Origin of the sequence: Dokdonia ponticola (genome assembly GCF_042653865.1) — a bacterium.
GTDB lineage: Bacteria > Bacteroidota > Bacteroidia > Flavobacteriales > Flavobacteriaceae > Dokdonia > Dokdonia ponticola.
This window is the reverse complement of record NZ_JBHSFV010000007.1, coordinates 223,091-250,003: the sequence shown is the minus strand read 5'-3', so window position 1 is coordinate 250,003 and position 26,913 is coordinate 223,091. Positions and strand designations below refer to the sequence as shown.

Below are 26,913 nucleotides of genomic sequence, written 5' to 3'. Positions count from 1 at the left end.
ATCACATAAAATTTCTATAATGAGCGACGTAAAAAAAGCGAGTTCCGCGTTAGTTTCTGTTTTTAGTAAAGAAGGCCTTGCACCCCTAGTTCAAAAGCTTCATGACTTAGGAGTTACCTTATATTCTACCGGAGGGACTCAAAAATTTATTAACGATCTAGGAATCCCTGTCGTCCCTGTTGAAGATATTACATCCTATCCTTCTATCTTAGGAGGGCGCGTCAAAACATTACACCCTAAAGTATTTGGAGGCATTCTTAATAGACAAGATCATGAAGGAGATGTGGCTGAAATGAAAGAATACGAGATTCCACAGCTAGATATCGTCATTGTAGATTTATATCCATTTGAAAAAACAGTCGCTTCAGGAGCGTCAGAACAAGATATTATAGAAAAGATTGACATTGGAGGAATTTCTTTAATTCGTGCTGCTGCAAAAAACTTTAAAGACACACTTTGTGTATCTTCTGTAGATGATTATGCAGACGTATTACAACTCATGACTGATGGCGAAGGAACCACAACACTAGCAGATCGTAAGCGATTTGCTGCGAAGTCCTTTGGTGTTTCTTCTCATTATGATACGGCTATATTCAATTACTTTAATGCAGATCATGAGATTCCTGCCTTAAAAGTAAGCGAGCATAAAGGAAAGGTACTTCGCTATGGAGAAAACCCTCACCAACGTGGTTTCTTCTTTGGAGATTTTGACGCCATGTTTGATAAACTTCATGGAAAAGAACTTTCTTACAACAACTTATTAGATGTAGATGCAGCTGTGAACTTAATGAACGAGTTTACTGGAGAAGCCCCTACCTTTGCCATTCTAAAACATAACAATGCCTGTGGTTTTGCACAACGTGATACGATGCATACCGCCTATGTAGATGCATTGGCTGGTGATCCAACAAGTGCTTTTGGAGGGGTACTGATTGCAAACAATACCATAGACAAAGCTACCGCCGAAGAAATCCACAAGCTATTTTGTGAAGTAGTCATTGCTCCTTCTTATGATGATGACGCATTAGCTATTCTGAAAGGAAAGAAAAACAGAATTATCCTTATTCAGAAAGAAACTGCATTACCGCAAACTATGATGCGCACCTGTCTTAATGGAACGCTGGTTCAAGATAGAGATGCACAAACGGACTCAGAAGACAATTTAAAACACGCTACACATACTAAACCAACAGATAATGAGTTAGAAGACTTACTATTTGCTTCAAAAATATGTAAACATACAAAGTCTAATACCATTGTGCTTTGTAAAAACAAACAACTTTGTGCGAGTGGTACGGGTCAGACCTCAAGAGTAGATGCCTTACGTCAAGCGATTGAAAAAGCAACTTCGTTTAATTTTGATCTAAAAGGAGCGGTAATGGCAAGTGATGCATTTTTTCCGTTTCCAGATTGTGTAGAGATTGCAGATAAGGCAGGAATTACAGCAGTTATTCAGCCAGGAGGATCTATAAAGGACCAACTTACGATAGATTACTGCAACGAGCACAGCCTAGCAATGGTCATGACAGGTATACGCCATTTTAAACATTAATTGTTTTAGGTGATAATACGCTTTCGCGAAAGCGTAAAAAACATAATATTATTTGTACATTTAGAGAATACGACAAACCGATTTAAAATTTTAATACCCTACCCGCCCTATGGGATTTTTTGATTTCCTTACAGAAGACATTGCCATTGACCTTGGTACTGCAAATACATTGATTATACATAACGGAAAAGTGGTGGTAGATAGCCCCTCTATTGTTGCCCGCGATCGCACTACAAAGAAGATTATTGCTGTCGGAAAAGAAGCGGCACAGATGCAAGGAAAAACCCATGAGAACATAAAAACCATTCGTCCGCTTAAAGATGGAGTGATTGCTGATTTTGATGCAAGTGAGCAAATGATCAGTATGTTTATTAAAGAAATCCCTGCCCTTAAGAAAAAATTATTCCCCCCCGCCCTACGTATGGTGATCTGTATTCCTTCTGGAATTACCGAAGTAGAAATGCGAGCAGTAAAGGAAAGTGCAGAGCGTGTCAATGGGAAAGAAGTGTATTTGATTCATGAACCCATGGCAGCTGCCATTGGTATCGGGGTTGATATTATGCAACCTAAAGGAAACATGATTGTAGATATTGGAGGGGGAACCACCGAGATTGCAGTGATTGCCTTAGGAGGGATTGTGTGTGATAAATCTGTTAAGATTGCAGGAGATGTATTTACAAATGACATCGTATACTACATGCGCACACAACACAACCTTTATGTGGGAGAACGCAGTGCCGAAAAAATTAAAATTCAGATAGGAGCGGCTACCGAAGATCTTGAAGTACCGCCAGAAGAAATGAGTGTACAGGGACGTGATCTACTTACTGGAAAACCAAAACAAGTACAAATCTCCTACAGAGAAATTGCAAAAGCACTAGACAAATCTATCTTACGTATTGAAGATGCTGTAATGGAAACCTTGTCACAAACCCCTCCAGAACTCGCTGCCGATATTTACAACACAGGGATTTATCTTGCTGGTGGAGGATCTATGCTTAGAGGTCTTGACAAACGTTTATCTCAAAAAACAGATCTTCCTGTATATATTGCAGAAGATCCTTTGAGAGCCGTTGTACGAGGAACAGGAATCTGCCTCAAGAATATCCCAAAATACAAAAGCGTACTCATCAAATAACTAGTCGTTGACCCATGCAACAGATCATCAATTTTTTGATAAGGAATAAGAACTTCCTACTGTTTGCCTTTTTATTTTTTTTATCGCTTGTATTTACGATTCAATCACACTCCTATCACAAGAGTAAATTCATCAATTCGGCCAATTTCCTATCAGGAGGTGTCTATGAATCTGTGAGTAACATACAAGGTTATTTTTATCTTAAAACGTATAATAAACAGTTATTAGAAGAAAATGCCCGCTTACGCGAAAATGAATCAAGGCTTCGCTCACTCATGCCTACCGTTGATTCTTTGACGCTTTATAATGCAACGGAAAGCCAATTTACCTACACCCCTGCTAAAGTGCTTAAGAATTTTTATTCCAAAACAGATAATATTATCACATTAAAAGTAGGGCGTAGAGATAGTATTAGACCAGAAATGGGTGTTATCACAAGTCAAGGTATTGTAGGGTTTATCGAAAAAACATCCAACAAGTACAGCACGGTACTCTCCATACTCAACACTAATTTTAAAACCAATGTAACGTTACGCTCATCAGATCATCAAGGCACATTAGAGTGGCGTGGAGAAGATCCTAATCTAGTAACGGTTATTGACATGCAAGAACAAGCTCCTGTAAAAGTAGGAGACACCATAGAAACAAGTGGGAGATCGGCTATTTTCCCGAAAGGAATCCCAGTAGGAACGATTGAAAATTTCAAACTAGACAACAGTAAAAATTTCTATGAATTATCTGTACGCCTTTTTAATGACATGACTAACCTAGGTCATGTATACGTTATAGAAAATAGAGATATCAAAGAGATTAAAACATTAGAAAACACCGATACTGATGAAGAGTAGCTTTCTCACAAATAGTATCCGTTTCATCACCCTACTATTGGCACAGATTTTTGTGTTTAATAACATTGATTTTTTGGGATATATTAATCCATATCCATACGTATTATTCATTCTGGTGTTTCCTTTCAATGCCAACCGCTCTCTGTATCTGTGTATTGCTTTTTTGACAGGACTTACGTTAGACATGTTTGGAAATAGTGGAGGCATACATGCGGCTGCTTGTCTTTTTATAGCTTACTTTAGACCCGTTGCTCTTAGACTTACCTTTGGCGTAAGTTATGAGTATAATGCTATTAAGCTTCCAAACGTTTCTTTATACGAACGAATCATATACATTTCGAGTCTTGTTTTTATACATCACTTGGTACTCTTTTCTTTAGAGGTTTTTAACACTTCAAACATACTTTACATCTTGAAAAAAACGTTATTTACAGGTATATTCACTAGTATTTTATGTCTCTTGTTTAATATCCTTTTTAGTAGTCGTAAAGAATGAGAAAATTATTACTTCTTTCTATTGTACTTAGCACCGGCCTATTATTTATGGGAAGGCTTTTCTATTTGCAGGTTTACGATACAACGGCTACTATAAAATCAGAAAACAATGCGATAAAAGTAGTTTATGATTATCCCCAACGTGGCCATATTTATGATCGTAATAATAAATTACTGGTTTCTAATCAGCCATCGTATGACCTTATGGCTATCCCCAAAGATATAAAGCCTTTTGACACGCTAGGACTATGTAAACTATTGGGGATTGAAAAAGATAAATTACTTAGAGAACTTACAAGGGCAAGAAAAAGAGCCTCATGGCTTCCTGCAGTGATAGTTCCCACGATGTCTACCGAGGACTATGCGTATCTCGGAGAGCAAATGCATAAATATGAAGGTTTTTATATTCAAAAGCGTTCTTTACGAGATTATCAAATAGATTTTGGCGCTAACTTTTTAGGGTATATCCAAGAAGTAAACCAGAGTATGATTAAAAATGACCCTTATTATCAATCAGGGGATTTAATAGGAAGACAAGGGGTTGAACAACAATATGAAGAAGTATTACGAGGTGTAAAAGGCGTTAAAAGATTTCAGAAAGACCGATTTAATAGAGTAATTGCCTCTTATAAAGAAGGAGCATTAGATACACTTCCAGTTGCAGGTCGTAATATTCAATTAACCATAGATGCAGAACTTCAAAAATATGGAGAAGCGCTTATGGTCAATAAACGCGGAGGAATTGTTGCCATAGAGCCAGCTACTGGAGAAATTCTTGCCCTTGTGGCAGCACCCAACTATGATCCTGCCTTACTCGTAGGAAGAGAACGCTCTAAAAACTACACTAGGTTAGACGCAGATAGTATTGCAAAGCCTTTATTTGACAGAGTGCTTCTGGGAGAATACGCTCCTGGTTCTCCTTTCAAAGCACTAACTTCCCTTATTGCATTACAAGAAGGTGTTGTAACTACAGAAAATAAAGTGTATTGTAACGGAAGCTACCGATACGGGGGGAAAAAACCATTGGGATGCCACCATCATAAAAGTCCTGTACAACTTATAGATGGCATTGCTTATTCTTGTAATAGCTACTTTGCTAGTGTATACCGCAATACTATTGACAAGTATAATACCCCGCAAGAGGGTATTGAAAGTTGGAGAAAACATTTAGAAAGTTTTGGACTTGGCAATTTTATGGGATATGATCTTCCTACGGGGAGAAGAGGGTTAATCCCTAGTGCAAGCCGTTACAATAAGATATATAATTATCCTACGTATAGATGGGGAACTACGGCAACGATTTCAAATGCCATAGGTCAAGGAGAAATATTAATGACCCCTATGCAAATGGTCAATTTTACAGCGGCTATTGCTAATAGAGGCTGGTACTATAAGCCTCATATTATAAAAAATATTGGAGGTGTAGATACCATTCCTTCCATTTACAAAGAGAAACAAGTCACTACCATTGACCCAAAACATTTTGAACCTGTTATAGAGGGACTTAATAATGTATACAATTATAGTGCAGGTACTGCAAATTTTCTAAAAGTACCTGGTATAGAGATATGTGGAAAAACAGGTACCGCTGAAAACAAAATGAAAATTGACGGAAGAACGGTACAACTCACAGATCACTCAGTATTTATTGCTTTTGCCCCCAAAGACGATCCTAAAATAGCTATCGCCGTTTTTGTTGAAAATGGATATTGGGGTTCGCGATTTGGAGGTCGTATTGCCTCTATTATGATCGAAAAATACATTAAAGGAGAAGTGACACGAAAAGATCTAGAGAACTGGGTGCTTACTCATAGCCTTGAGGAGGAATACGAAAAACCATTATTAGGTAGACCTTTCCCTATAAATGATGGAAAAAAAATAAGTGCTAAATTTTTGGCTGAAGAAAATCAATAACCATGAGTACTGGATCCCGAAGTGTAGGTAGTTTTGACTGGGTGCTTATTGTATTGTATTTAGCGTTAATTAGCATAGGGTGGTTGAGTATATACTCGGCATCCTATAATCCTGAAGTAGAGAACTTTTTTAGCCTAGATAATCTACATTTCAAACAATTAATCTGGATTGGTTTAGGATTTGTAATCATTACCTTTATTTTATTTCTAGACAGTAAATTTTTTGAACGTTTTTCTAGTTTGATTTATGTGGTTGCTATTGTATCATTACTTCTCCTATTTCCGTTAGGTAAAAATATAAACGGCGCTACAAGTTGGTTTGCCTTTGGTTCTTTTACATTGCAACCTAGTGAATTTGCCAAAGTAGCCACAGCCCTTGCCTTAGCAAAATACCTTAGTGACATCCAGACTAATATAAAGACCTTACGCGATCAACTCAGAGCTTTTCTTATCATTGCGATTCCTGCACTTGTAATTATTCCTCAGCCAGATCCAGGGAGTGCTCTTGTTTATGCTGCCTTCTTTTTCCCATTATATAGAGAAGGAATTGCTGCTGTATATCTTATTTTTGGTGCTTCTGTGATTACTTTATTTGTGCTTACCTTATTATTTGGACCGTTATATATTGCACTTGGAGTAGCAATTATTGCCTTATTACTTTTTCTAAAAAACAGAAAAAAGCGCCCTTCCAAATTGATGTATATCGGCATTATCACAGCCTGTACTTTATTCTCTTTTTCTGTAAATTATATTTTTGAAAATGTATTCCAACAGCGTCACAGAGATCGTTTTAATATTGTTTTAGGTAAGGAAGTCGACACCCAAAGTATAGGATATAATACGCGTCAAAGTGAAATTGCCATTGGGAATGGTGGGTGGACTGGTCAAGGTTTTTTACAAGGAACTCAAACAACAGGTAAATTTGTACCTGAACAAGACACCGATTATATTTTTAGCGCTGTAGGAGAAGAATGGGGATTTTTAGGCAGTGCGCTCGTGGTTGTACTTTTTGTGCTTCTCATTCTACGAATTATACAGCTTTCTGAAAAACAGAAAAATGACTTTAGTCGTATTTATGGCTATAGTGTTGCGGGTATTATTTTTATACACTTTACGGTAAATGTAGGGATGGTTACAGGTCTACTTCCTACTATAGGAATACCGCTCCCCTTCTTCAGCTACGGCGGTTCCGGCTTTTGGGGGTTTACTATACTACTTTTTACGTTTATTAAATTAGATGGAAATCGAGTGAATGAATGGTGACTTCGATACAATTTTGTGCCTCTCAGTCGCTATGTATTTTCGATACTCAATATCGCTCAGCCATCTATAAAAGAAAATAGATCGCTTCGCTCTTAGAATATAGATAATAGACTACTCATAGCTAATCAAAAAAACGGGGTGGTTGTTCACTAAAATTTGTAGATTTATAACACAAATTATAGCGAACTTTCCGTGCATATATAATTTCTTTTACTCTTATTAAATTAGATGGAAATCGAGTGAATGAATGGTGACTTCGATACAATTTTGTGCCTCTCAGTCGCTATGTATTTTCGATACTCAATATCACTGAGCCATCTATAAAAGAAAATAGATCGTTTCGCTCTTAGAATATAGATAATAGACTACTCATAACTAATCAAAAAAAACGGGGTGGTTGTTCACTAAAATTTGTAGATTTCTAACACAAATTATAGCGAACTTTCCATGCATATATAATTTCTTTTACTCTTATTAAATTAGATGGAAATCGAGTGAATGAATGGTGACTTCGATACAATTTTGTGCCTCTCAGTCGCTATGTATTTTCGACACTCAATATCGCTCAGCCATCTATAAAAGAAAATAGATCGCTACGCTGTTATAATATGGATAATAGACCTCCTGTTATTTTTGAGAAACACCATTTAAAAATTAAAAAAACAATTTTAAGCGTCATTATACGCTCCTGCCTTGCTGGCCAGTCAGGAGCGTACAAGAATCATCTAAAACTCCATCCTTTATAATCTGAAGAAGCTTCCAATTGTTGCTCTAAGGCATCTTCTAGGCTTGGAAAGAAATCGATTCCCGTGAGTTGTTCTACCTGATCTACAGAAGTCACAAAACTGTATAATGGCGCATCAGATTCTTGGTGATCCATCAGGAAGGCAATCATTCGGGGTGTGCCAGAAGAGCGATCATATACAATTTTATAAAACGAATTGGGGACTGTAACCTGTTCGGTTCCTATAGTAGTATTTTTATCTTTTAGAACGCCACCAGTCACCACAAAAACACCATCATACTTTTTTGCCCAATACCGCACTTTTTGTTCTAATCGATTCCAAACACCCGCGTTAAAATTGTGTTCTTGAGGCGTAATATTACTCGTGAGAAATGTTTCGTTGTATGCCTTTTTACTAAACTCGCGATCGGCAGCGGGGCATAAATGACCTCGATCATAGCCCGAATTTTTATAATTGCGCCAATGTGCCGATTTAGTTTCTACAGCGGGGTCTACTTCAAAATAAGGGCGCTTAAAATCGTTATTAACTACTTGCGATTTCTTAAGCTCATAGCCTACCCATTCGGCTTGTTCATGGGTCTCACTATAACTTAAGGAGTAATACTGATGATGGATGACTTGCCCTGTTGTAGAAGTAGGTAAAAAATAAGTATTTGTATCTTCTTTTACTTGTGCACCAGCCTCTATAATAGGTTCATCTAGTTTTTGATGCGCATATTTTTCAAAGGCTAAATAGCCTAACGTAAAAAGGATCACAAGAAGCGGATAGGTATATTTTCTTTTCATTCAGGCAAAGATCGTCTACACGATGAACAATCACAATTTCTCTAGAAGTTCTTTTGCTTCGGTGTATTTATAATTTGATGAAGATGAGCTAATTTGTTGAAGTATTGTTTTTGCTTTTTCTGGAGCATCCATTTTCAAATACAGTAAGGCCTTATACCATAATCCCATAGGAGCGTCCAGTAAGTCGCTATGAATCAATTGATCAAAACTAGTATGTGCTTTTTCAAACTGCCCCAACTCCATTTCTGAAATCCCTTTATAAAGTAATACACTAGCTTTATTTTTAGTAACGGTAGCTACTTTGGGTATAAGAATTTCAAGCGCTTTTGTATATTCTGCATTTTCAAAATAACGTTCTGCATTAATGAGTTCGCTATCATCTTCTCCCCCGCGAGATACTAAAGAGGGGATATCTGATGTCGTGTAATACGTAACATATAAATCTTGAGAAGTTTGATCTTTCGATAATAATACACTTATAGTAATCATAACAATAACAACTGCAGCACTCAAGTAATAAAACAAAGAGCGTCCATTCTTAGATGTATTCTTTTTATAATCAGATTGTGCTTTAAGAATCGCTTCTTTGAGTTGCGCTGTTTCCTTGCTCTTAAACAAGGTTTCATATTCCTGAATTTTTTCAGGAGTTACGTTTTTTGCAAAACTCCAATCACTTTCATCAAGAGATGCATAAAGTTCTTTTTGCAAGAGTACGCTTTCGCGAAAGCGTACATCTTCAGACATCCGTTTTTCCACGATGGCTACTTCTTCTTTTGATAGATTTCCTAACAAATAGGATTCTATGTAGATATTTTCTTCTTCTGGATTCATAATTCTTTCAAGGAATTATAACGTTGGTCATTTATAATGGTTTGAGTCAATTTGGCTTTGCATTTAAACACACGTTGTCTTGCTACAGTTTCTGAGGTATAACCCATTTCTTTCACAATGCGTGCATACGAAACCTTCGCAAAAAACAGTTTGAGTATTTTTTTACAGTTATCTGATATGGCTTCTAGCTTTTCTGCGAACAATTCCCAACGTTCTTGTTCAAAAGCTGCGAGTGCCATATCTCGTTCTTCACTTGGAAGTTCCATGATCCCATCATCTGTTACCCTCGTTTTGGATCTATTTAATTCTCTACGCCATAAATTTTTACATGCTGTAAACACATAAGCTTCAAAACTACTTTTGATTTCAAAAGGTTCTCTACGGTAACGAACTGTAATTTGTAATAATGCTTTTTGAAAAATATCTTCAGCATCTGCCTCTTGCCCTTTATTCTGGATAACAAATTTTTTTACTTTAGGAAAGATTTTGGTGTAGATGATGCCTATTATTTTAGAGTCATTTTCTAGTAAAGCTTTAAGATAACTTGTATTATTAGGCATTTGTAAAGATTAATTAGAGAAACAAAAATAAACTTTTATATTTACAGGGTAACAAACAAAAGGGTTCTGTAACTAGAGAATAATTAATAGTAATTTTTAACCCTAAACCCTTTTTTATGAAAAGTACATTTTTTAAGCCCCTAACTACCCTTTTTATCCTTATTTTAACAATAGGATGCAGTGTAGAAAACGAAGAAATTATCGAACAAACTACCTTTGAGCAAGTTGAGCAAAGAGCTTCTAATCCAATCTCTCAACAAACATTAACACCTATTCAGGTTACGTATGTACCAAATCTAACCCATGCAGAGGTAAATGCGATTAGAGCTACCTATACAAATGATGGTTTTATTAATCTATCTTCTTTTGAGTATTGTCCCAACACCAATCATGAAGTTGAAATTTGGTATGCAAGTATTCAACCCTGCAACACGTGCGGAGGTCCTAGAGATCCTAAAGGTCATCTAGAAAGTAACAGTGGCGTAAGCAAGGTACATATCAATGTAGATCATTGTAACCCTGTACCTTAATACTAAATAATTTGAATTTCAAATTGTCATTTCATATACTCTGTTTATTCATGATGCTTATATCAAGTGTGATGAATGGGCAGAGTTTTTTTGATTCCTATACTACCCTAAAAAAAGAGAACACACAATCACTTACACATATAGAACATAAGGTAGATAGTCTTCTTTCTCTAACAGAAAAAGAAAATGCCATAGAAGAAGCCATTTTAATTACTCATGATTTTTCTATTCAATACTTTATAGAAGGAGATTATGACAAAGCCATACTATATGCTGCTAAGGATGCTTCTTATTATAAAAAGAACAATCTTATCAACGAAGCCTATAGCAATGCACTATTTAACCTAGCCTTTTTCCAAAGGTTAAATTTTGAATATGAAGATGCCATTCCTAATTATAACAAAGTTATTACTTTAAATAATAACCCAGAAAAAGTAGGACGATCCTATTGTGATATCGGTCTTATCTATAATAAACAAAATGACTACTACAAATCACTTATCTTTTTTAATCAGGGAATTACTGTTTTTGAAAAACAAGAGAATCTCCTAGAATTATATCACACATATGTTAATATCTCGCAAGTTTATGAGGATATAGCTACTACAAAAGATCGCAGTAAAGAAAATTACAGCAAAGAACTCTATTACATTAATAAAGCACTTGAGTTAAAAGACTCTTTATACCTTAACTCCTCTGACCACCTTATACTCTACAATACAGTGGCAAGTTATTACAACACTAATGAAAATTATGATTTTGAAAATGCAAAATCATACTATATTAAATCATTAGAAATATCTAAAGAAAATCAAGATTCTTCCAAAGTCACAACGCTACATTTAAATATTGGCAATCTTTTTCTTAAACAACAAAAGCGTACAAATAAATTTTATAAAGACAGTATCTTTCATTACCTAAATACAGGACTACAATTTCAGACTGAATACAATAGAGAAAATATTTCAGATATATATCTTAATTTTTCTGACTATTATTCACACAATAAAGAATATAAAAAAGCACTTTTAAATAATACAATTGCTTTTCAAAAAATTACTGGCTTTGAAATAGATCCGTATGCTATTCCAAATCTATCAGATTTAGAAGGCTTACAGAATCAACATGTTATTTTAAATATCATTAGTGAGAAAGCAACTATTTTATTAGAGTTGTATGACGTAGATCAAGATATATCATACGTGGAACTTGCCCTACAAAACCTACAGGTTGCAGATCATCTAATAAGCGCGATCCAACAAAGATCTAATCAAAATCTTTCTAAATTATTTTGGAGAAATCAAGCGTCCTATATTTATTTAAGAGCTGTAAAAGCATGTGCCATTCTTAATAAAATAGAGCTAGCATTTTATTTTACAGAAAAGAATAAAGCGTTTTTACTCACAGAGAGCATTCTTGATAATAACACAAAATCGCTACTTCCTGATGCTATTAGTACAAGAGAACAGATATTAAAAGAAAGAATAGTTACGCTAGAAAAAAACACTGATGTAATAAGTAAAGATAGTCTCTTTAAGACAGCGCAAATCTTAGAAAAATTTACAGATTCTATTAAAATAGCGTATCCAGAATATTTTTCTACAAAAACTAAAACGCAAATTATATCTACTTCAGAAGTTCAAAAATATATAGATGATAAGAGTATTGTAATCTCTTATATTTGGAATACAGATGATAAAAAAGAAAATCACTATGTGGTCCTTGTTTCAAAAAAAGAGATTGCTATTCATCCTATTGACAATACAGAAGAAATAGATATACTCATTAAAGAATTTCAAACGAGTATTTCTAAACCGTTCGAAAATAATAATGACAAAGATTCTTTTCAGAAAGTTGCCCATACTCTTTATGCACATCTTTTACCAAAAGATATTACAACGACAATCGCACGTCATTCTAATCTCATGATCGTACCCGATGGAAAGCTACAAAACATTCCGTTTGAAGCGCTTATTTCTTCAAAAGAGACCTCTAGATACCTTATAGAAGATTATAGAATAAGTTATGCCTATTCTATGTCTTTTTTACTCCATAATGCATCCATAACAAGGAATTCGAATAAACCCTTTGTTGGGTTTGCTCCTATCACATTTGAAAGAGACAGTCTAAAAAACCTCAACAAGAGTGAGCAAGAGTTAAAAGCGATTCACACAATGATTCAAGGAGATAAATTTATTAATAAAGAAGCTACTAAAGAAGCTTTTTTAAGTCAATCTAAAGACGCTAAGATTATCCATCTTGCGACCCATGCAGATGGTACTTCTAATCCTTGGATTGCATTTAAAGATGAGGATTTAATCGCATCAGAACTTTATATTTATAAAAATCAAGCGGAGTTAGTCACTCTCAGTGCCTGTAACACAACTCTAGGTGATATAGCCCCTGGAGAAGGTGTCATGAGTTTGGCTAGAGGCTTCTTTTATGCAGGAGCAAATACCGTTGTATCTAGCTTATGGGAAACTAATGACAAGGCTACTTCAGAAATTATGACTTCTTTTTACGCACATTTAAAAGAAGGAAATTCAAAATCAGATGCCTTACATAAAGCAAAATTAGCGTATATCTCTTCAAGTAATCTATCACAACAATCTCCTTATTATTGGGCTCCTTTTATCTTGATAGGAGAAGCAGAAAACTCTTTATACACGAACAACACATCTCTTATTTTTGGTGTTTTATGTATCGTCATATTCGTCTTTATGACACTTTTATATTTTAAAAAAATAAAAAATAAAATTGTAGGGTAACAAAACTCACATTACTGGAACAACAAAGGGAACACAAAAATAAGCCCTTGAACAATTCAGTTATTTACCAAGTTGAGCAATTACTAAAATTAAATAAAATTGCTTTTGATCAGGAAGAACTTACATTTCAAATTCAAAGTCATCCTTCGTATCCAAGTCTTCATGCCATTACTGGAGTTCTAACGCATTTCAACATTGATCATCTTGCTATGGTTGTACCTGCAACAGAAGAGGTATTAGATCAACTTCCTAAGGTGTTTCTTACGTGTATGAAAATGGAAGAAGATCAACTCTTTGGTATTGTTGTAAAGAAAGGAAATTCATTAATTACCTATTATGATGCTAAAGACAAGAAAGAATATTCTAAGGAAGCGTTCTTACACTACTTCACAGGTATTATCGTCGCTGTAGAAAAAAAAGAAACAGACCGCCCATCTGTAAAAAACAAAAAAGCGACATATTTGAGAACAGGCCTATCTGTAGGTTTAGGGTTTTTGCTTTTAGGCCTGCTCTACCAAACACAACTTACTATCGCTACAATAGGCTATGGCATCATCGCTTTTTTAGGAGTATTTGTCAGTGTTGTGATCATAAAACAACAGTCAGGCATAGCAACCAGTATAGGAAATGCATTCTGTTCAAATGCAAATACAACTAAAAATTGCAACACCGTTTTATCATCTAAGGGCGCTTCTCTATTTGGAGTAAAACTAAGTGATCTAAGCCTACTATATTTCACAGGACTTTCCTGTTCTGTCGTCATCTTATCTATGCTACAGTATGCCATCACCCCTTTATACATACTTAGTTTTATAGCGACTCCTATTACGCTCTATTCGGTGTATTATCAGTACGCTTTCGCGAAAGCGTGGTGCCCATTATGCATTGTTATCGCAGGAATATTAGTCGTACACACCGGAATAGGTGTTTTTCAAATTAACGATCGTATACAAATAAATGCACTACTGGTAATAGGAATTGTATATACACTCACCGTAGTCGCTTGGTTATATATCGAACCTATATTCCTTGCATCAAAAAAACTAAAAAAAGCAACTATTGACTTTACAAAATTCAAAAGAAATTTTGTCCTTTTTGAAACGTTACTTACCCAAACACCAAAAAAAGAGACGCATATTAATGAAGCCTCAGAAATTATATTTGGAAACATACATGCGCCTGTATCCATCGTTATTTTTACAAGTCCGTTCTGTAAACATTGTACATCTGTCCATGCATTAGTAGAAGACATTATAAAACATTATGGAAACCTAGTAGCCATTACAATACGTATTAGCGTAAATGTAATTAATAAAGAATCTGACGTTTATAAAATAACAAGTCGACTCACTGAAATCTTTCATAAAGAAGGACCAGATCAATGCTTACGCTCTATGCATGATATTTACAACGGTATGCTTCCTAACAATTGGTTAAACAACTGGGGGAATTGTACTGAAGATGCATTATATGAACAAACATTAATAAACCAACAACACTGGACTAAAGAAAATGGAATCAACTTCACACCAGAAATTCTAATTAATGGGCACTCATTCCCTTCGGAATATGCACGTGAAGATTTAAAATATTTTATAGAAGAATTGTACGAACATACCTTGAAAGAAACTATGATTCCTTTTTCGTCTCAACTTCAAAAAGCTATATAAAAATAGCCCTCAAAAAGGGCTATTGGTATGAACAATATTCTCTCGCGAAGAATAGACACAATCTGTGAGTGTCTCTAAATGTTCACAGCAACTGTAATTTTAAAAATAATAAATCATGTTAAAAAACATTTTAAACTTAGGAAAGACCTTAGAAAAGGCAGAACAAAAAACAATAAACGGAGGAAAATTATGGGCTGGAAATTGTAGCCAAGATTGGGAGTGCGGTATTTGTGGAAAATGTGTCAACAACCAATGTTATACAAATCATGATCAGTGTGATTAATACTTAAGTTTAGATATAATATTCCGAGGTTACACCTTGGAATATTATATTTCTAATAGATTGTATGACTACAAAGCTATTTTAGAAATATTCTTCTAAAGAAAGACATAAGTCGTGAATGTCATTAAATACTCATTGTAAACTTAATTTAATAAAATAGAATCATGTTAAAAAATATTTCAAACTTAGGAAAAACCTTAAACAAGGTAGAACAAAAAAATATTGTTGGTGGAAGACTACCCATGTCAGCTAAAAAAGGATGGCAATGTTGTAGTGAAATGACTGGCCAGTGTGGCAAATGTGTCGAAACTACAAATACAGACTGTGCAGGAGCTCATAATGATTCAGACTTATATGCTAGAGAATGCCTTATAGCTTAGTCATTATGTAATTGTTTCTGATTTCTATTGTAAAAAGCGAACTACACATCTGTAGTTCGCTTTTCTGTTTTTAATTAAAAACAACATATTGCACTGTAAAAACAGGAGAAAATGTTAAAACTCATAGTTTAATGATGTTAAAATTCAGATTATCAACAATTTAAATACAATATTTATTTATTTTTAGGAAACAACCCAAATAAAACAACAATCTGACTATCAAATTACTACAAAATCAGATTTAAAAATATTCTTGCAAGGATAGACACAAGCCTTGAGTGTCTTTAATAGATCAAGGTGATCATTAAAATTCAAAATGTATTTAACCATGAAAAATTTAGAAAAATTAGGTAAGCTATTAAACAACGCTGAACAAAAATCAATCAATGGAGGGATGATAGGATGTAACATCTTCCTTTGTACCCCAGAAAGCGAAGGGTGTCCATGTTATGACAATCCAAATAGTCCCGATGGAAGAGGATGCTGTATGGATGGAATGTGTGTTGATTAATGTATAAAAAAATATAAATATATGCGTATACTTTAAGAAATGTATACAGACATCAAAACCCATTAATATGCTAAAAAATCTATCCAAAATAAAAGAAGTAAGAATCTTAGGAAGTAAAGATCAACAAGTCATTACGGGGGGCAACGCCTGTATTGCCTGTTATGATCATTGTATGCTAGTTTCTAGAGACAGAATAGAACTAGGAGATTGTTTTGACAATTGCCAGCAAACCGCGTGTTAATATTTATATAAACGACGCAAATTGTTAGGATAGATATATGGTGAGTATCTCTAATCAATTCACCAAACCATTAATCTACAAATACTACTATTATGTTAAAAAACATTTCAAAATTACAAGGAGTTCAGAAGCTGAACAACAAAGAACAAAAAGAAATTAAAGGAGGTCTAAATTCCTCTAGATGTCCTATCTACACACCAAGAGAATGTAGAGGTTGTGGTGGCTTCCCTCTTAGTAATGGATGCTGCTTAGGAACTCAAGATGTACATGCCTGTCTTACTGGTGGCGGTCCTGCATAATCTTTTAAGAATACTTTTAAATATGATAAGGCAAGGTGTTAAAGTAAATAAACTTTGCCTTATTTTTTTAGAATAGATACTATTAAAATTCACACATCAACGCTTCACATCCAGCGCGTCTCTAAGCGCATTCCCAACCAACATAAATGCCATGACAAGTAGCATAATAGCAAGCCCAGGAATCACCGCCAAATAAGGTTTTCCTAGTATAATATAGCTATAATGATCTTTGATCATTGCTCCCCAGCTTGGCGTAGGAGGCTGTGCGCCAATTCCTAAAAAACTCAATCCACTTTCAATAAGAATCGCACCTGCAAAATTTGCTGCAGATATCACAATAAGTGGCGCCATAATATTCGGTAAAATATGTTTTATAATAATACGTCCATGTGTGTACCCCAGTGCTCTTGCTGCGGTAACATACTGCATCTGCTTTACGCCCATTACCTGCCCTCGTACCACACGAGCCACTTCGACCCACATCGTAAGCCCTACGGCTATAAATACTTGCCAGAACCCCTTGCCTAAGGCCAAGGTAATAGCAATGACCAGTAATAAGGTAGGAATCGACCAAGTGACGTTAATTACCCACATAATCGCAGCATCTACTCTCCCTCCAAAATATCCCGCCAACGACCCCATAAACAATCCAATCATGAGCGAAATAAACACCGCTACAAATCCAATAGAAAATGAGATGCGAGCACCGACAAACATTCGGCTTAGCAAGTCCCTTCCGTATTTATCAGTACCCAGTAAAAATTTTCTTGAAGCTATATGCGCTTTCGCGAAAGCGGACACATTTACACCTTCCTTCATTTCTAAACGCTTCGCAATCCCCTCAATGTCATCCCCAGCATAGGGCGTGTATACAATCGCATTTTTTTCAATTGTATACGAAGTGATAGGAATTTCTGTGTCATTATTCTGCTTTCCAAAAAAAAGAGAAGACATCGTAAATGATGCTACCTCTGTAGAGGAAGGAATGGTTAACATGGTCACTGAAAAGCCAGGTCCTCTAGAATGGATAGAGAGATGCATCTGATTTGCATTCTGACTATTATCTGGAGCAAATATATAAGCAAAAAGAGCAATCATTCCACAAAGTACGATATACACCAAACTCAAAACGCCCCAAAAGTTTTTTTTAAACTTTTGGAGCGCTAAGCTTGTGAGTGAATTTGTGGTTTGCGACATGAATTAATCCTTTATTCCCGCAATTTTACTCTTTCTTATATTATTTATTTTTAAATCTTCTAGGACATTAAGTGCTTCTTCTACATACACATCACTAGCAAGGCTCTTGTGCCAACGCTCTCTTTTATCTTTTAAAACAGTATCGTTTTCAAAAAGTTTTAACTCGTAAGGTAGTGATTGGTATGTAAGGTTAGAGGTATAATCATCAATGGCATCAAAGCGTTTTGTTTCTTCCTCACTCTTCAATACTTTGGCTTTATATCCTTCATACGTTAAGTCCCATTTTGTATCCTCACGTCTTTCTTTCAGCCATTTTGCATAATCATTAATCAATTTAAGCTGTTCACTTTTTGAGATACGAGCCACACTATTTTCTATTGTTTTTTCATAGTCAATGTATCCATCCCAAGCATCATAACTAGCTGCCTTTATTCTATCCCAAGGCAGTGGATTTTGTTGATCGCGTTCTCCAATATCTATATAGCTATACAAATCTGGAACAACAACGTCACTTTTAACCCCTTCAAGTTGTGTAGATCCTCCATTAACACGGTAGAACTTCTGTATCGTTACTTTAAGTGATCCTATATCCCCATAATCATTAGAACGTAACCATCTATTAAGTGGGAAGAAACGTTGTACAGTCCCTTTTCCAAAAGTCTGCTTTCCTCCTATAATAATGGCTCTTTTATAATCTTGCATAGCTGCCGCGAGAATTTCACTTGCAGATGCCGAATTTTCATTTACAAGAATAACGAGAGGACCATCCCATAAAATGCTTTTATCCTCATCATTCAAAATATCAGGGGTATCATCACTTGATTTTACTTGAACTACAGGGCCTTCTTTGATAAAAAGTCCTGCCATGTCCACCACAGCTTTCAGCGATCCTCCTCCGTTATTGCGTAAATCTATCACAAGACCTTCCATTCCTTGTTCTTTTAAACGAATGATTTCTTGCTTAATATCGGATGCAGCATCTCGGCCTCCAGCATTGTCTGTATCAAAGTAAAAACTTGGAAGGTTTATAACGCCATACGTATGATCATCTTTAAGAACAGCCGCAGATCGTGCATAGGTTTCTTCTAATAAAACCACATCTCTAGTGATCTCTATATCCTTAATACTTCCGTCTATCTTACGTTTTACATTAAGAATTACCTTGGTATCTTTAGGTCCTTTTATAAGTTTAATCGCATCATCAAGACGCATTCCTTGTATGCTTGTAGCTTGCTCATCTCCCTCTTGTGATACTTTTAGAATAATATCACCAGCTTGCAGTTCTTCTTGTCTCCAAGCAGGTCCACCAGAAATAATATCAGTGACATGCACAGCACCATTTCTTTTTTGAAGACGTGCACCAATCCCTTCAAACTGACCACTCATACGTTGGTCAAATCTATCTTTGGCAACAGGCGCAAAATAATTGGTGTGGGGATCAAACTCTTCCACAACAGCATTTAAGAACGTAGCAAAGTAATCTTTGCGCTCCAACTCCTCCGTAAGGTCAAAGAAATTTTTTGTGTTTTCTGCAATCTCTTCTCTAGCTTTTTCTTCTATTTGCTCATCGGTAAGTACCTCATCTACCTCTTCTCCATCGGCAAGCAATGTTTCTTGTGTATCTTTCATATCATAAAAAGTACTCAAAACATTCAATTTTAGCTGTAATCTCCAACGGTCTTTAATTTCTTTTTTATTCTTAGCGTAATCTTGTTTTTCATACTCTGTATCGATGATTTCACTCTTTGAAAAATCAAATGGGTTTTCAAGAATAGTGCGTTGTGCCTCTTGGGCTTCTTTGAAACGCTCGACATAACGGGTATAAGTAAGATCAAAAAAAGAAAGATCTTTTTCTTTGACCATATCATCTATTTTGTCTTTATACACCGCAAACTCTTCGATATCTTTTTTGTGAAAAAATCGTCGGTAAGGATCAAGTGCATCTATGTAATCTTCAAAAACAGACTCAGAAAATGCATCATCCATCGTTTTTGGATCAAAATGCCCACGTTCGATTACATAGGAAATAAGGTCTAGTAGTAACTTATCTTTATCAGGATCTTCAATCTCTTTTGTAGTAAAACTACAGCTCGCCGCAGAAAATAAGATAGCGAGAGCTATTAATTTTAAATTGCTTTTCATAAACGTATGTATTTGCATTTTTTTTAACTCCCAATGTACATTAAAAATTGTGCCATAATATATAAAACGGTTGTAATATTTTGTTAAACCTTCCTTAGCACAGTTTGATACATAAGACAAGCAATTTACGTATTTTCGCGCATAGAAACTAACGTTATATATCGATGGCAAAAAAACCACTCATCCTCATCACCAATGATGATGGCATCACCGCAAAAGGGATTCGCACCTTGATTGAAGTCATGAAAACCATCGGAGACATTGTGGTGGTGGCTCCAAATAAACCTCAGAGTGCGATGGGGCATGCCATCACTATTAATGACACCTTGTATTGTGACCCTTTTGTTTTTGATCCCGAAGCAATACACAAAGAATACAGCTGTTCTGGCACACCCGCAGATTGTGTAAAACTAGCCACACAACAAATACTAGGTCGTAAGCCAGATATCTGCGTCAGTGGAATTAATCATGGAAGTAATTCCTCTATTAATGTGATTTATAGTGGCACTATGAGTGCTGCACTAGAAGCTGGTATAGAAGGAATTCCTGCTATTGGTTTCTCATTACTTGATTATAGTGAACATGCCGATTTTGAGGCCTGTAAACCTTTTGTAAAATCTATTACAGAAAGGGTATTACAAAACGGTCTTCCTAAAGGGGTCGTACTCAATGTCAATATTCCTAAACTGCCGCTTGAAGGCATTAAAGGCACCAAAGTATGTCGCCAAGCAAAAGCGATGTGGGTAGAAGATTTTGACAAACGTAAGAGTCCACAAGGACGAGATTATTATTGGTTGACGGGAGAATTTGTAAATGAAGATAAAGGCGAAGATACCGATGAGTGGGCGCTCTCACATGGATTTGTAAGTATCGTCCCTGTTCAGTTTGACTTGACAGCGCATCATGCAATTCAGGAATTGACCAATTGGGATCTTTCCTGAAAAAAGAATGTATACGCTTTCGCGAAAGCGTATAAAGAAACCTCAAAAAGGATCACTATTTTTGTAACAACATAAAAGTCATACACAGTGATTACAGCAACCCATTAGTTATGAGAAAAGAAATTGGCATAGGCATACTTACAGGACTTATTGCAAATGTAGTGGGTGTATACCTCTACATAATGGCATTTTCTAGTGATGCTTTTATGACGACCATTCAAAAATCAATGGCGCAAGGGTATTTTGGTAAAATTGTGACCCTAGGAGCGATTTTAAACCTCATAGCCTTTTTTTTATTTATTAAGAAAAAACAAGATTATAGAGCGCGCGGAGTGCTTATGATTACGGTGATTATCGCAGTGGCCGTAATGGCACGTAAATTCTTTTAAAGTGAAATATTACATACTTGTAGGAGAAGCCAGCGGAGATTTGCACGGATCAAATCTCATGAAGGCCTTATATCAGGAAGACCCAGAAGCAGACATTCGTTTTTGGGGTGGTGATCTCATGCAAGAAGTGGGCGGTACACTTGTCACCCACTATAAAGAACGCGCCTTTATGGGCTTTATAGAGATCTTAAAAAATCTCTTTACCATTCTTGGATTTATAAGTGCCTGTAAAAAAGACATTGCCTCGTTTCATCCAGATGTGATTGTTTTTATAGACAATTCGGGCTTTAATTTACGCATTGCCAAATGGGCAAAAGAAGCAGGGTACAAAACACATTATTATATCAGTCCGCAAGTGTGGGCGTCTCGTGCAGGGCGAATCAAAACCATAAAAGCGACCATAGATCACATGTATGTGATTCTACCTTTTGTAAAGGATTTTTATGATAAACACCAATATCCTGTTCATTTTGTAGGACACCCGCTTATCGATGCAATTTCAGGGCGTACCCAAGCAGACCCGGATGTATTTACAAAAGAACACGATCTGGATGAACGCCCTATGATCGCTTTATTACCTGGCAGTCGTAAGCAAGAAATCAGTGCGATGCTGAGTGTGATGCTAAGTGTGGTAGATGACTATCCAAACTATCAGTTTGTGATCGCAGGAGCGCCGAGTCAAGAGCCTTCTTTTTATGCACCATTTCTTAAAAACTCTCAGGTACGATTGATTATGAATAAGACGTATGATATCTTGAGTTTTGCTAATGCTGCGCTGGTCACTTCTGGCACGGCGACACTTGAAGCGGCTTTATTCAAAGTACCACAAGTCGTGTGTTATAAAGGAAGTCGAATCTCGTATGAGATTGCCAAACGGATTATTAAACTGGAGTATATCTCCTTGGTGAATTTGATTATGAACAAACCGGTCGTCACCGAACTCATCCAAAACGACTTCACCACCAAAACCTTAAAAGCGTCTCTTAATCAAATTCTAGATGACTATCATCGGGCGACACTATTTCTAGACTATTATGACCTAGAAAAAAAACTAGGAGGTCGTGGAGCAAGTGCCAAAACCGCAAAGCTAATTGTGGAGTATGGTCGTAATCTTTAAGAGTATAGACCGCTACGCTCTTAGAATATAGAAAATAGACGGTTACTATAGAAGCATCTCAACAAAGGTAGTTGTATCCTATTTTGTCTATACTCTATACTCTATATTCTATATTCTATATTCTTTTATCCATCTTTTCTTTCGCTTTCCTAAAGGGTACAATTACTTTGGAAATGTTAGCTTTTGTAAGATGCAAGATGCCTTGTATAAAATCACGAACTTTCTTCCAAAATCACTTTAATCACCCAATCTTGATAGGTGTCTGGCCATGTTTGGTAGACTGTATAAAAAGCGGCTTTATCATACCAATACAAATGCAACGGATCATTCGGTTGAATTTTAACAAGAAGTTTCCAAATCAAATCGGCTTGCTCCTCCTCTAGCGAAGAATGTGGTTGCTGTAATGCTTTAAAATACACCTTATCAATATAATCTTCCTGTTTGATCTCTTTATTAATAATACTTTTTTGAAAAAAAAGTTCAACGCCGTTCAGTTGTTTTTGGACTTCTAGATCCAGTCCCGTAAGGTATTTTTTGAACAAAAAATGACTGTCTAAAATCTCTACAAAAGAGTGCGCAACCTTGGGAGAATGGTTGACAAATCGGTGTTTTTTAATCCGATCAAAACGTTTTGTTTTGGACGCCTTCTTCAAATCATTATCAATAATAAAATCTTTTGCTAGCTGATCGATAAGCTCATCGTGGTCTTTGTGAAATAAGACTACATCATGTCCCGTATCTGCAATGGCTTTGTCAAAAACGGCTTTGTCTTCAAAGATCATGATGTCAGTAATGAAATCTTTCAATACAAACACGCCTCCAAAAGCTCTGGTGTAAAATGAACTCACTTTAAGTGGTAATGGATCTATACTCAGTTTGCGATGGCGTAAATCCCCATACGTTTTTGCACTAGCAATCATTTTTTTATGAAGCTCTCGATTAATGAAATTATTCCCTTCTTGAAATTCGTTAATCAATTCGTTTTGCTCCGCTTGCTTTTCATCTAACTCATTTAGTAACTGAAACGTCACCGTAATGGTATCATATCGTAATAAATCAAACGGCTCATAAAACGCATCAATCTTTTGGTCTATGTGTACACAGATTGCAGAATCTTTGGTAATATCCCGTATCACCCGATTATTGGCTTCAAACACGGCTTCCATCAAATTGCGATCAAAACTATGACTTGGCATATGCACCGGTTTATAGCGTTGCTCTGGCGAGATAATAATCGCATTTGTATTGGCTTCCCCTATATTTAAGTAATAATTTTCTTGTTTTTCGGCAGCAATCTCGGGACTCCAGCCCATGGCATCTATCGCAAAGCTGGTTAGAGAAGTTGGCGCAACGCCAATCATGGCAAGACAGTCATTATAGCGCTGTGCTAACGATCCAGAGATAGGCACTAACTCGCCTCCAAATAATCCTGCTTCTTTTAGTTTTTTCATGCGTATGCCTGTAATTCTTTTCATGCCCACCCTTCGACTATCGCTCAGGATAAACTCCGGTGGACATCTCATCTTTGTTAATTCTACTCTTCTTTTTTTATGCTCTTTCCGCTCCTACCTCACGGCAGGCAAGTTCGTGAAAGCCCACTCTATTTTAACACACCCCTTAATCCCCTCTTTCTAGAGGGGAAACTCAGACCTTCATTTCATATCCGCCCTTCGACTATCGCTCAGGATAAACTCCGGTGGATATCTCATCATTCAAAATAGAGTACTACTCTATTTTAGTCTATTTTCTATACGCTATATTCTTTTTTCTAATCTTCAATCATTTGTTATACGCTTTCGCGAAAGCGGAAACATATTTTTATTCAGTCTACATTCTCTTCTCTATAGTGTTTATCCTTCGTAAATAAACGTCTTCGACAGGCTCAGACTGACAATAGCATCGGTAATTTCGGTACTATTTTCGCGAAAAGCGAAAATCACTCAATCACCTGACTTTATTTTAGGTCTATGCTCTATTATCTATATTCTATTCTCTTTTAAATAAACGTCTTCGACAAGCTCAGACTGACAATAGTATCGGTAATTTCGGTACTATTTTCGCGAAAAGCGAAAATCACTCAATCACCTGACTTTATTTTAGGTCTATGCTCTATTATCTATATTCTATTCTCTTTTAAATAAACGTCTTCGACAGGCTCAGACTGACAATAGCATCGGTAATTTTGATACAATTTTAAATCTTCACTATGTCTCGTTTTAAAACCACTCAATCACCTTACCTCAATACTTCAAAAATCTCCAATCATTTGTTATACGCTTTCGCGAAAGCGGACCCTTAAAAATGAGCTACTTTATGTGATCCCTCCTATTGTCGAGATGACTGAACTTCATTACTCATTACTCTCAAAAAGACGCCTTGCTTCTAATTGTACCTTCATATCATGCACACGCCCTTCAACTTTACGTTTAAAATCCGTATCGGCGATCGTAGCGACATTGTCTAGGTAGCGTACCACTTCCTGACGACGAATGTCTGAGAAGTTGAGGCCTTTCATATTTTGTTTCATTAAATCCTGCAGCATCACCAATTTACTATCATAATCCTTTTTGAAGTACGCTGTTGGATCATCAAACCACTGTTCTGGCAAATCAAAATCGGTGAGACGCAGCGAAATCGCACTTTGGATATTACGAATATCTCTAGACGAGAAAAACGGAAATGCTTTCTGAATTTCTTTATACAACTCGGCAAAAAATAAATGTTCTGTTTGTTGGTGTTTGGACGCTACCTGCTCATAAATCTCGAGGACTTTAGCTTCGGTTGGTTTCTCGCTTTGGTTCAGGATTTCACCTAAATTTTTGGCGAGTCCTTGTTCGCTTAAAAAGTCATATTTCTCAGGATTGGTCATGTTAACAAAATCAGGCATCGATTTCTCTAGCTTGTTCCACCAGATATAATCTTGATCGATAAAATCTGGAAGGGTACGCGCCCCGTCTATTTTAAAACGCCCTTGCACCCGTGAGATGACCGCTTTATCGAGCATCTCCGGAAGATTGGTAAACAACCCAATCGAACTGTTTCCGTAATTAATCGCATAGGCACCTTCGGTGTATCTTAGAAATACGCCAATCACCTCCTTCACTCCCGCCGAAACGCCTTGCGTTGTTCGTTCTTGTAAATTATTTTCGGCATCATCAATAGGCGCAAAGATTAATTTGGAAGGGTCTTGCATCGGTTTCATCCATTGGACCATTTTTTCAGCCGATCCTCCTTGAAAGGTAGAAATTAGCGTGTCTGGCATGGGATGAAATAAAAACTGAATGTCCAAATGATCACAATGCTCTTTTAAACGTGTGGCTATGGCCGCAATTAACATCGATTTTCCGGTCCCTGGGATTCCGTACCCCATAAATACGGGCATAAATCCACCTAATTCTTGAAACGGATTTTTCTTAGCTTCAAAATCATAGCTCAGCATCCGTTCTGTAAGTCGGCGGGCAAAATGCTTGGCATCTCGGTTTCCAACAATTTCTTCAAACTGAATTTTGTTAAACTCCACACTGACGGCAGTCCCTTCAAAGACATTCTCCCAACCAGAAACGGCAAACTCACTTTTTTCTAGTTTGTAGGTTCTATCGGTAATCGTATCGGTATATTCTAAGGATCCTAGGCGTTGCTGAATCTCACTAATAATGGCTTCAAAAAAGACGACCGTAAAATCCAAAACGTCTTCATCAGATTTGATAATATCGGGATGGCTTAGGTATTTGTCATAGTAAAAAAGCAAGCATGAAATTCCTTTCAGCGGACTCATAAACGAGACTTCTGGAATGCCTGCGAATTTGTTTTTCATCACACTCAGATCATCTGAGGCGGCTTCTTTGATGTCAAATAAGATTCGGTAGGCGGTACCAAATAACATATACGCAGTCGCGGTATGCATTTTAGATTCGTACTCACGTCTTCCGTTGTTATCTAAAGTCGATTTACGTTCGTTGAGCGTAGACAATCCTGAGGCGTCCGAATAGCTATCCTTCAACCAAATTCCCGTTGTAATCCCTTCTTGTAACGCATATAGCGCATGATTCAAATGCAACGGAATCGCCACAGAATCCGGGAGGAGTCGTTTTTTTAACCCCAAAATGGTTTTAGAAACCGATGTCACATCGGTTCCGCCAGTTCCATTTGCTTTGGACAAGTACAACAAAATGGATTCATCCTTCTGGTTTTTATCGCGACGTTGTGCTTTGCTTCCTTGCTCCCATTGCACGCCTTTTAGATACGAAGTGGCTTCATCGCGCAAGGTAGCGAGTTCCGTTAATTTTATAGGAAATGTAGTATTGTGCTCCATAG

The 26,913-nt window shown here is 36.4% G+C and carries 24 protein-coding genes; 17 read left to right on the top strand and 7 right to left on the bottom strand.

Going from position 1 to position 26,913, the window contains the following annotated elements; translation table 11 throughout:
• Positions 1-19: 19 nt before the first annotated feature.
• The 6 genes from purH to rodA all read left to right on the top strand — a co-directional run bounded on the left by purH (position 20) and on the right by rodA (position 7,209).
• On the top strand, positions 20-1,552 hold the full coding sequence (purH, locus tag ACFO3O_RS12960) for a bifunctional phosphoribosylaminoimidazolecarboxamide formyltransferase/IMP cyclohydrolase (RefSeq protein ID WP_379979458.1): 1,533 nt from the start codon (positions 20-22) through the stop codon (positions 1,550-1,552).
• A 109-nt stretch (positions 1,553-1,661) separates the two neighbouring features.
• On the top strand, positions 1,662-2,690 hold the full coding sequence (locus ACFO3O_RS12955) for a rod shape-determining protein (RefSeq protein WP_379979456.1): 1,029 nt from the start codon (positions 1,662-1,664) through the stop codon (positions 2,688-2,690).
• Between the two features lie 14 nt (positions 2,691-2,704).
• Positions 2,705-3,538, top strand: coding sequence for a rod shape-determining protein MreC (gene mreC / locus ACFO3O_RS12950; RefSeq protein ID WP_379979454.1), 834 nt, complete (start codon positions 2,705-2,707; stop codon positions 3,536-3,538).
• Entirely contained in the window at positions 3,528-4,034 is a 507-nt protein-coding gene (locus tag ACFO3O_RS12945; protein WP_379979452.1) for a rod shape-determining protein MreD, read from the top strand. The genes mreC and ACFO3O_RS12945 overlap by 11 nt, the downstream gene beginning before the upstream one ends.
• A complete protein-coding gene (gene mrdA, locus ACFO3O_RS12940) occupies positions 4,031-5,947 on the top strand; it encodes a penicillin-binding protein 2 (protein WP_379979450.1) in 1,917 nt (638 codons plus the stop codon). The genes ACFO3O_RS12945 and mrdA overlap by 4 nt, the downstream gene beginning before the upstream one ends.
• A gap of 2 nt (positions 5,948-5,949) precedes the next feature.
• Complete coding sequence (rodA, locus tag ACFO3O_RS12935; protein WP_379979448.1) at positions 5,950-7,209, top strand: rod shape-determining protein RodA; 1,260 nt, start codon at positions 5,950-5,952, stop codon at positions 7,207-7,209.
• Positions 7,210-7,930: 721 nt separating this feature from the next.
• Here rodA and ACFO3O_RS12930 read toward each other — a convergent pair.
• The 3 genes from ACFO3O_RS12930 to ACFO3O_RS12920 are packed head-to-tail and all read right to left on the bottom strand — an operon-like array spanning position 7,931 to position 10,131.
• Positions 7,931-8,740: a DNA/RNA non-specific endonuclease gene (locus ACFO3O_RS12930; protein ID WP_379979446.1), complete on the bottom strand. Its 810-nt coding sequence runs from the start codon at positions 8,738-8,740 to the stop codon at positions 7,931-7,933.
• A 30-nt stretch (positions 8,741-8,770) separates the two neighbouring features.
• A complete protein-coding gene (locus ACFO3O_RS12925; protein ID WP_379979444.1) occupies positions 8,771-9,571 on the bottom strand; it encodes a tetratricopeptide repeat protein in 801 nt (266 codons plus the stop codon).
• Complete coding sequence (locus ACFO3O_RS12920) at positions 9,568-10,131, bottom strand: RNA polymerase sigma factor (protein WP_379979442.1); 564 nt, start codon at positions 10,129-10,131, stop codon at positions 9,568-9,570. Before ACFO3O_RS12920 ends, ACFO3O_RS12925 begins: the two co-directional genes overlap by 4 nt.
• Positions 10,132-10,247: 116 nt before the next feature.
• On the opposite strand from ACFO3O_RS12920, the gene ACFO3O_RS12915 reads away from it, so the two are divergent.
• From ACFO3O_RS12915 to ACFO3O_RS12880, 8 genes are all read left to right on the top strand, one after another.
• Positions 10,248-10,661 (top strand): hypothetical protein, encoded by a 414-nt coding sequence (locus tag ACFO3O_RS12915; protein WP_379979440.1) that lies wholly within the window; start codon positions 10,248-10,250, stop codon positions 10,659-10,661.
• Positions 10,662-10,711: 50 nt separating this feature from the next.
• Positions 10,712-13,429, top strand: coding sequence for a CHAT domain-containing protein (locus tag ACFO3O_RS12910; RefSeq protein ID WP_379979438.1), 2,718 nt, complete (start codon positions 10,712-10,714; stop codon positions 13,427-13,429).
• 47 nt (positions 13,430-13,476) lie between these two features.
• The gene (locus tag ACFO3O_RS12905; protein WP_379979436.1) at positions 13,477-15,099 is read left to right on the top strand and encodes a vitamin K epoxide reductase family protein; all 1,623 of its coding nucleotides are present in this window, start codon (positions 13,477-13,479) and stop codon (positions 15,097-15,099) included.
• Positions 15,100-15,214: 115 nt separating this feature from the next.
• The gene (locus ACFO3O_RS12900) at positions 15,215-15,382 is read left to right on the top strand and encodes a hypothetical protein (RefSeq protein ID WP_379979434.1); all 168 of its coding nucleotides are present in this window, start codon (positions 15,215-15,217) and stop codon (positions 15,380-15,382) included.
• A 164-nt stretch (positions 15,383-15,546) separates the two neighbouring features.
• Positions 15,547-15,762: a hypothetical protein gene (locus tag ACFO3O_RS12895; protein WP_379979432.1), complete on the top strand. Its 216-nt coding sequence runs from the start codon at positions 15,547-15,549 to the stop codon at positions 15,760-15,762.
• Between the two features lie 316 nt (positions 15,763-16,078).
• A complete protein-coding gene (locus ACFO3O_RS12890) occupies positions 16,079-16,273 on the top strand; it encodes a hypothetical protein (RefSeq protein ID WP_379979430.1) in 195 nt (64 codons plus the stop codon).
• A 67-nt stretch (positions 16,274-16,340) separates the two neighbouring features.
• Positions 16,341-16,514 carry a hypothetical protein gene (locus ACFO3O_RS12885; protein WP_379979428.1) on the top strand — a complete coding sequence of 58 codons (174 nt, stop codon included), beginning with the start codon at positions 16,341-16,343 and terminating at the stop codon, positions 16,512-16,514.
• Positions 16,515-16,606: 92 nt separating this feature from the next.
• On the top strand, positions 16,607-16,813 hold the full coding sequence (locus tag ACFO3O_RS12880) for a hypothetical protein (protein ID WP_379979426.1): 207 nt from the start codon (positions 16,607-16,609) through the stop codon (positions 16,811-16,813).
• 96 nt (positions 16,814-16,909) lie between these two features.
• Here ACFO3O_RS12880 and ACFO3O_RS12875 read toward each other — a convergent pair whose 3' ends face one another.
• Entirely contained in the window at positions 16,910-18,010 is a 1,101-nt protein-coding gene (locus ACFO3O_RS12875; RefSeq protein ID WP_379979424.1) for an ABC transporter permease, read from the bottom strand.
• A 3-nt stretch (positions 18,011-18,013) separates the two neighbouring features.
• A complete protein-coding gene (locus tag ACFO3O_RS12870; RefSeq protein WP_379979422.1) occupies positions 18,014-20,152 on the bottom strand; it encodes a carboxy terminal-processing peptidase in 2,139 nt (712 codons plus the stop codon).
• A 164-nt stretch (positions 20,153-20,316) separates the two neighbouring features.
• Here ACFO3O_RS12870 and surE point away from each other — a divergent pair, with 164 nt between their 5' ends.
• The 3 genes from surE (at position 20,317) to lpxB (ending at position 22,599) form a co-directional block, all read left to right on the top strand.
• Positions 20,317-21,093 (top strand): 5'/3'-nucleotidase SurE, encoded by a 777-nt coding sequence (gene surE, locus ACFO3O_RS12865; RefSeq protein ID WP_379979420.1) that lies wholly within the window; start codon positions 20,317-20,319, stop codon positions 21,091-21,093.
• Positions 21,094-21,203: 110 nt separating this feature from the next.
• On the top strand, positions 21,204-21,482 hold the full coding sequence (locus ACFO3O_RS12860; protein ID WP_379979418.1) for a hypothetical protein: 279 nt from the start codon (positions 21,204-21,206) through the stop codon (positions 21,480-21,482).
• A 1-nt stretch (position 21,483) separates the two neighbouring features.
• Positions 21,484-22,599, top strand: coding sequence for a lipid-A-disaccharide synthase (lpxB, locus tag ACFO3O_RS12855; protein WP_379979416.1), 1,116 nt, complete (start codon positions 21,484-21,486; stop codon positions 22,597-22,599).
• A 212-nt stretch (positions 22,600-22,811) separates the two neighbouring features.
• Here lpxB and ACFO3O_RS12850 read toward each other — a convergent pair whose 3' ends face one another.
• Entirely contained in the window at positions 22,812-24,050 is a 1,239-nt protein-coding gene (locus ACFO3O_RS12850) for a DUF6638 family protein (RefSeq protein WP_379979414.1), read from the bottom strand.
• 899 nt (positions 24,051-24,949) lie between these two features.
• Positions 24,950-26,911, bottom strand: a complete 1,962-nt coding sequence (locus ACFO3O_RS12845; protein WP_379979412.1) for an AAA family ATPase — start codon at positions 26,909-26,911, stop codon at positions 24,950-24,952.
• Between the last annotated feature and the right edge of the window lie 2 nt (positions 26,912-26,913).

Bases quoted from the DNA above. Each gene is read 5' to 3' on its own strand.
- ACFO3O_RS12910 (WP_379979438.1), top strand. From the start codon at position 10,712: ATGATGCTTATATCAAGTGTGATGAATGGGCAGAGTTTTTTTGATTCC.
- ACFO3O_RS12915 (WP_379979440.1), top strand. From the start codon at position 10,248: ATGAAAAGTACATTTTTTAAGCCCCTAACTACCCTTTTTATCCTTATT.
- ACFO3O_RS12885 (WP_379979428.1), top strand. From the start codon at position 16,341: ATGCTAAAAAATCTATCCAAAATAAAAGAAGTAAGAATCTTAGGAAGT.
- ACFO3O_RS12860 (WP_379979418.1), top strand. From the start codon at position 21,204: ATGAGAAAAGAAATTGGCATAGGCATACTTACAGGACTTATTGCAAAT.
- ACFO3O_RS12880 (WP_379979426.1), top strand. From the start codon at position 16,607: ATGTTAAAAAACATTTCAAAATTACAAGGAGTTCAGAAGCTGAACAAC.
- rodA (WP_379979448.1), top strand. From the start codon at position 5,950: ATGAGTACTGGATCCCGAAGTGTAGGTAGTTTTGACTGGGTGCTTATT.
- surE (WP_379979420.1), top strand. From the start codon at position 20,317: ATGGCAAAAAAACCACTCATCCTCATCACCAATGATGATGGCATCACC.
- mrdA (WP_379979450.1), top strand. From the start codon at position 4,031: ATGAGAAAATTATTACTTCTTTCTATTGTACTTAGCACCGGCCTATTA.
- ACFO3O_RS12955 (WP_379979456.1), top strand. From the start codon at position 1,662: ATGGGATTTTTTGATTTCCTTACAGAAGACATTGCCATTGACCTTGGT.
- mreC (WP_379979454.1), top strand. From the start codon at position 2,705: ATGCAACAGATCATCAATTTTTTGATAAGGAATAAGAACTTCCTACTG.
- ACFO3O_RS12845 (WP_379979412.1), bottom strand. From the start codon at position 26,911: ATGGAGCACAATACTACATTTCCTATAAAATTAACGGAACTCGCTACC.
- ACFO3O_RS12895 (WP_379979432.1), top strand. From the start codon at position 15,547: ATGTTAAAAAATATTTCAAACTTAGGAAAAACCTTAAACAAGGTAGAA.
- ACFO3O_RS12850 (WP_379979414.1), bottom strand. From the start codon at position 24,050: ATGAAAAAACTAAAAGAAGCAGGATTATTTGGAGGCGAGTTAGTGCCT.
- ACFO3O_RS12870 (WP_379979422.1), bottom strand. From the start codon at position 20,152: ATGAAAAGCAATTTAAAATTAATAGCTCTCGCTATCTTATTTTCTGCG.
- ACFO3O_RS12900 (WP_379979434.1), top strand. From the start codon at position 15,215: ATGTTAAAAAACATTTTAAACTTAGGAAAGACCTTAGAAAAGGCAGAA.
- ACFO3O_RS12920 (WP_379979442.1), bottom strand. From the start codon at position 10,131: ATGCCTAATAATACAAGTTATCTTAAAGCTTTACTAGAAAATGACTCT.
- purH (WP_379979458.1), top strand. From the start codon at position 20: ATGAGCGACGTAAAAAAAGCGAGTTCCGCGTTAGTTTCTGTTTTTAGT.
- ACFO3O_RS12875 (WP_379979424.1), bottom strand. From the start codon at position 18,010: ATGTCGCAAACCACAAATTCACTCACAAGCTTAGCGCTCCAAAAGTTT.
- ACFO3O_RS12945 (WP_379979452.1), top strand. From the start codon at position 3,528: ATGAAGAGTAGCTTTCTCACAAATAGTATCCGTTTCATCACCCTACTA.
- ACFO3O_RS12890 (WP_379979430.1), top strand. From the start codon at position 16,079: ATGTATTTAACCATGAAAAATTTAGAAAAATTAGGTAAGCTATTAAAC.
- ACFO3O_RS12925 (WP_379979444.1), bottom strand. From the start codon at position 9,571: ATGAATCCAGAAGAAGAAAATATCTACATAGAATCCTATTTGTTAGGA.
- ACFO3O_RS12930 (WP_379979446.1), bottom strand. From the start codon at position 8,740: ATGAAAAGAAAATATACCTATCCGCTTCTTGTGATCCTTTTTACGTTA.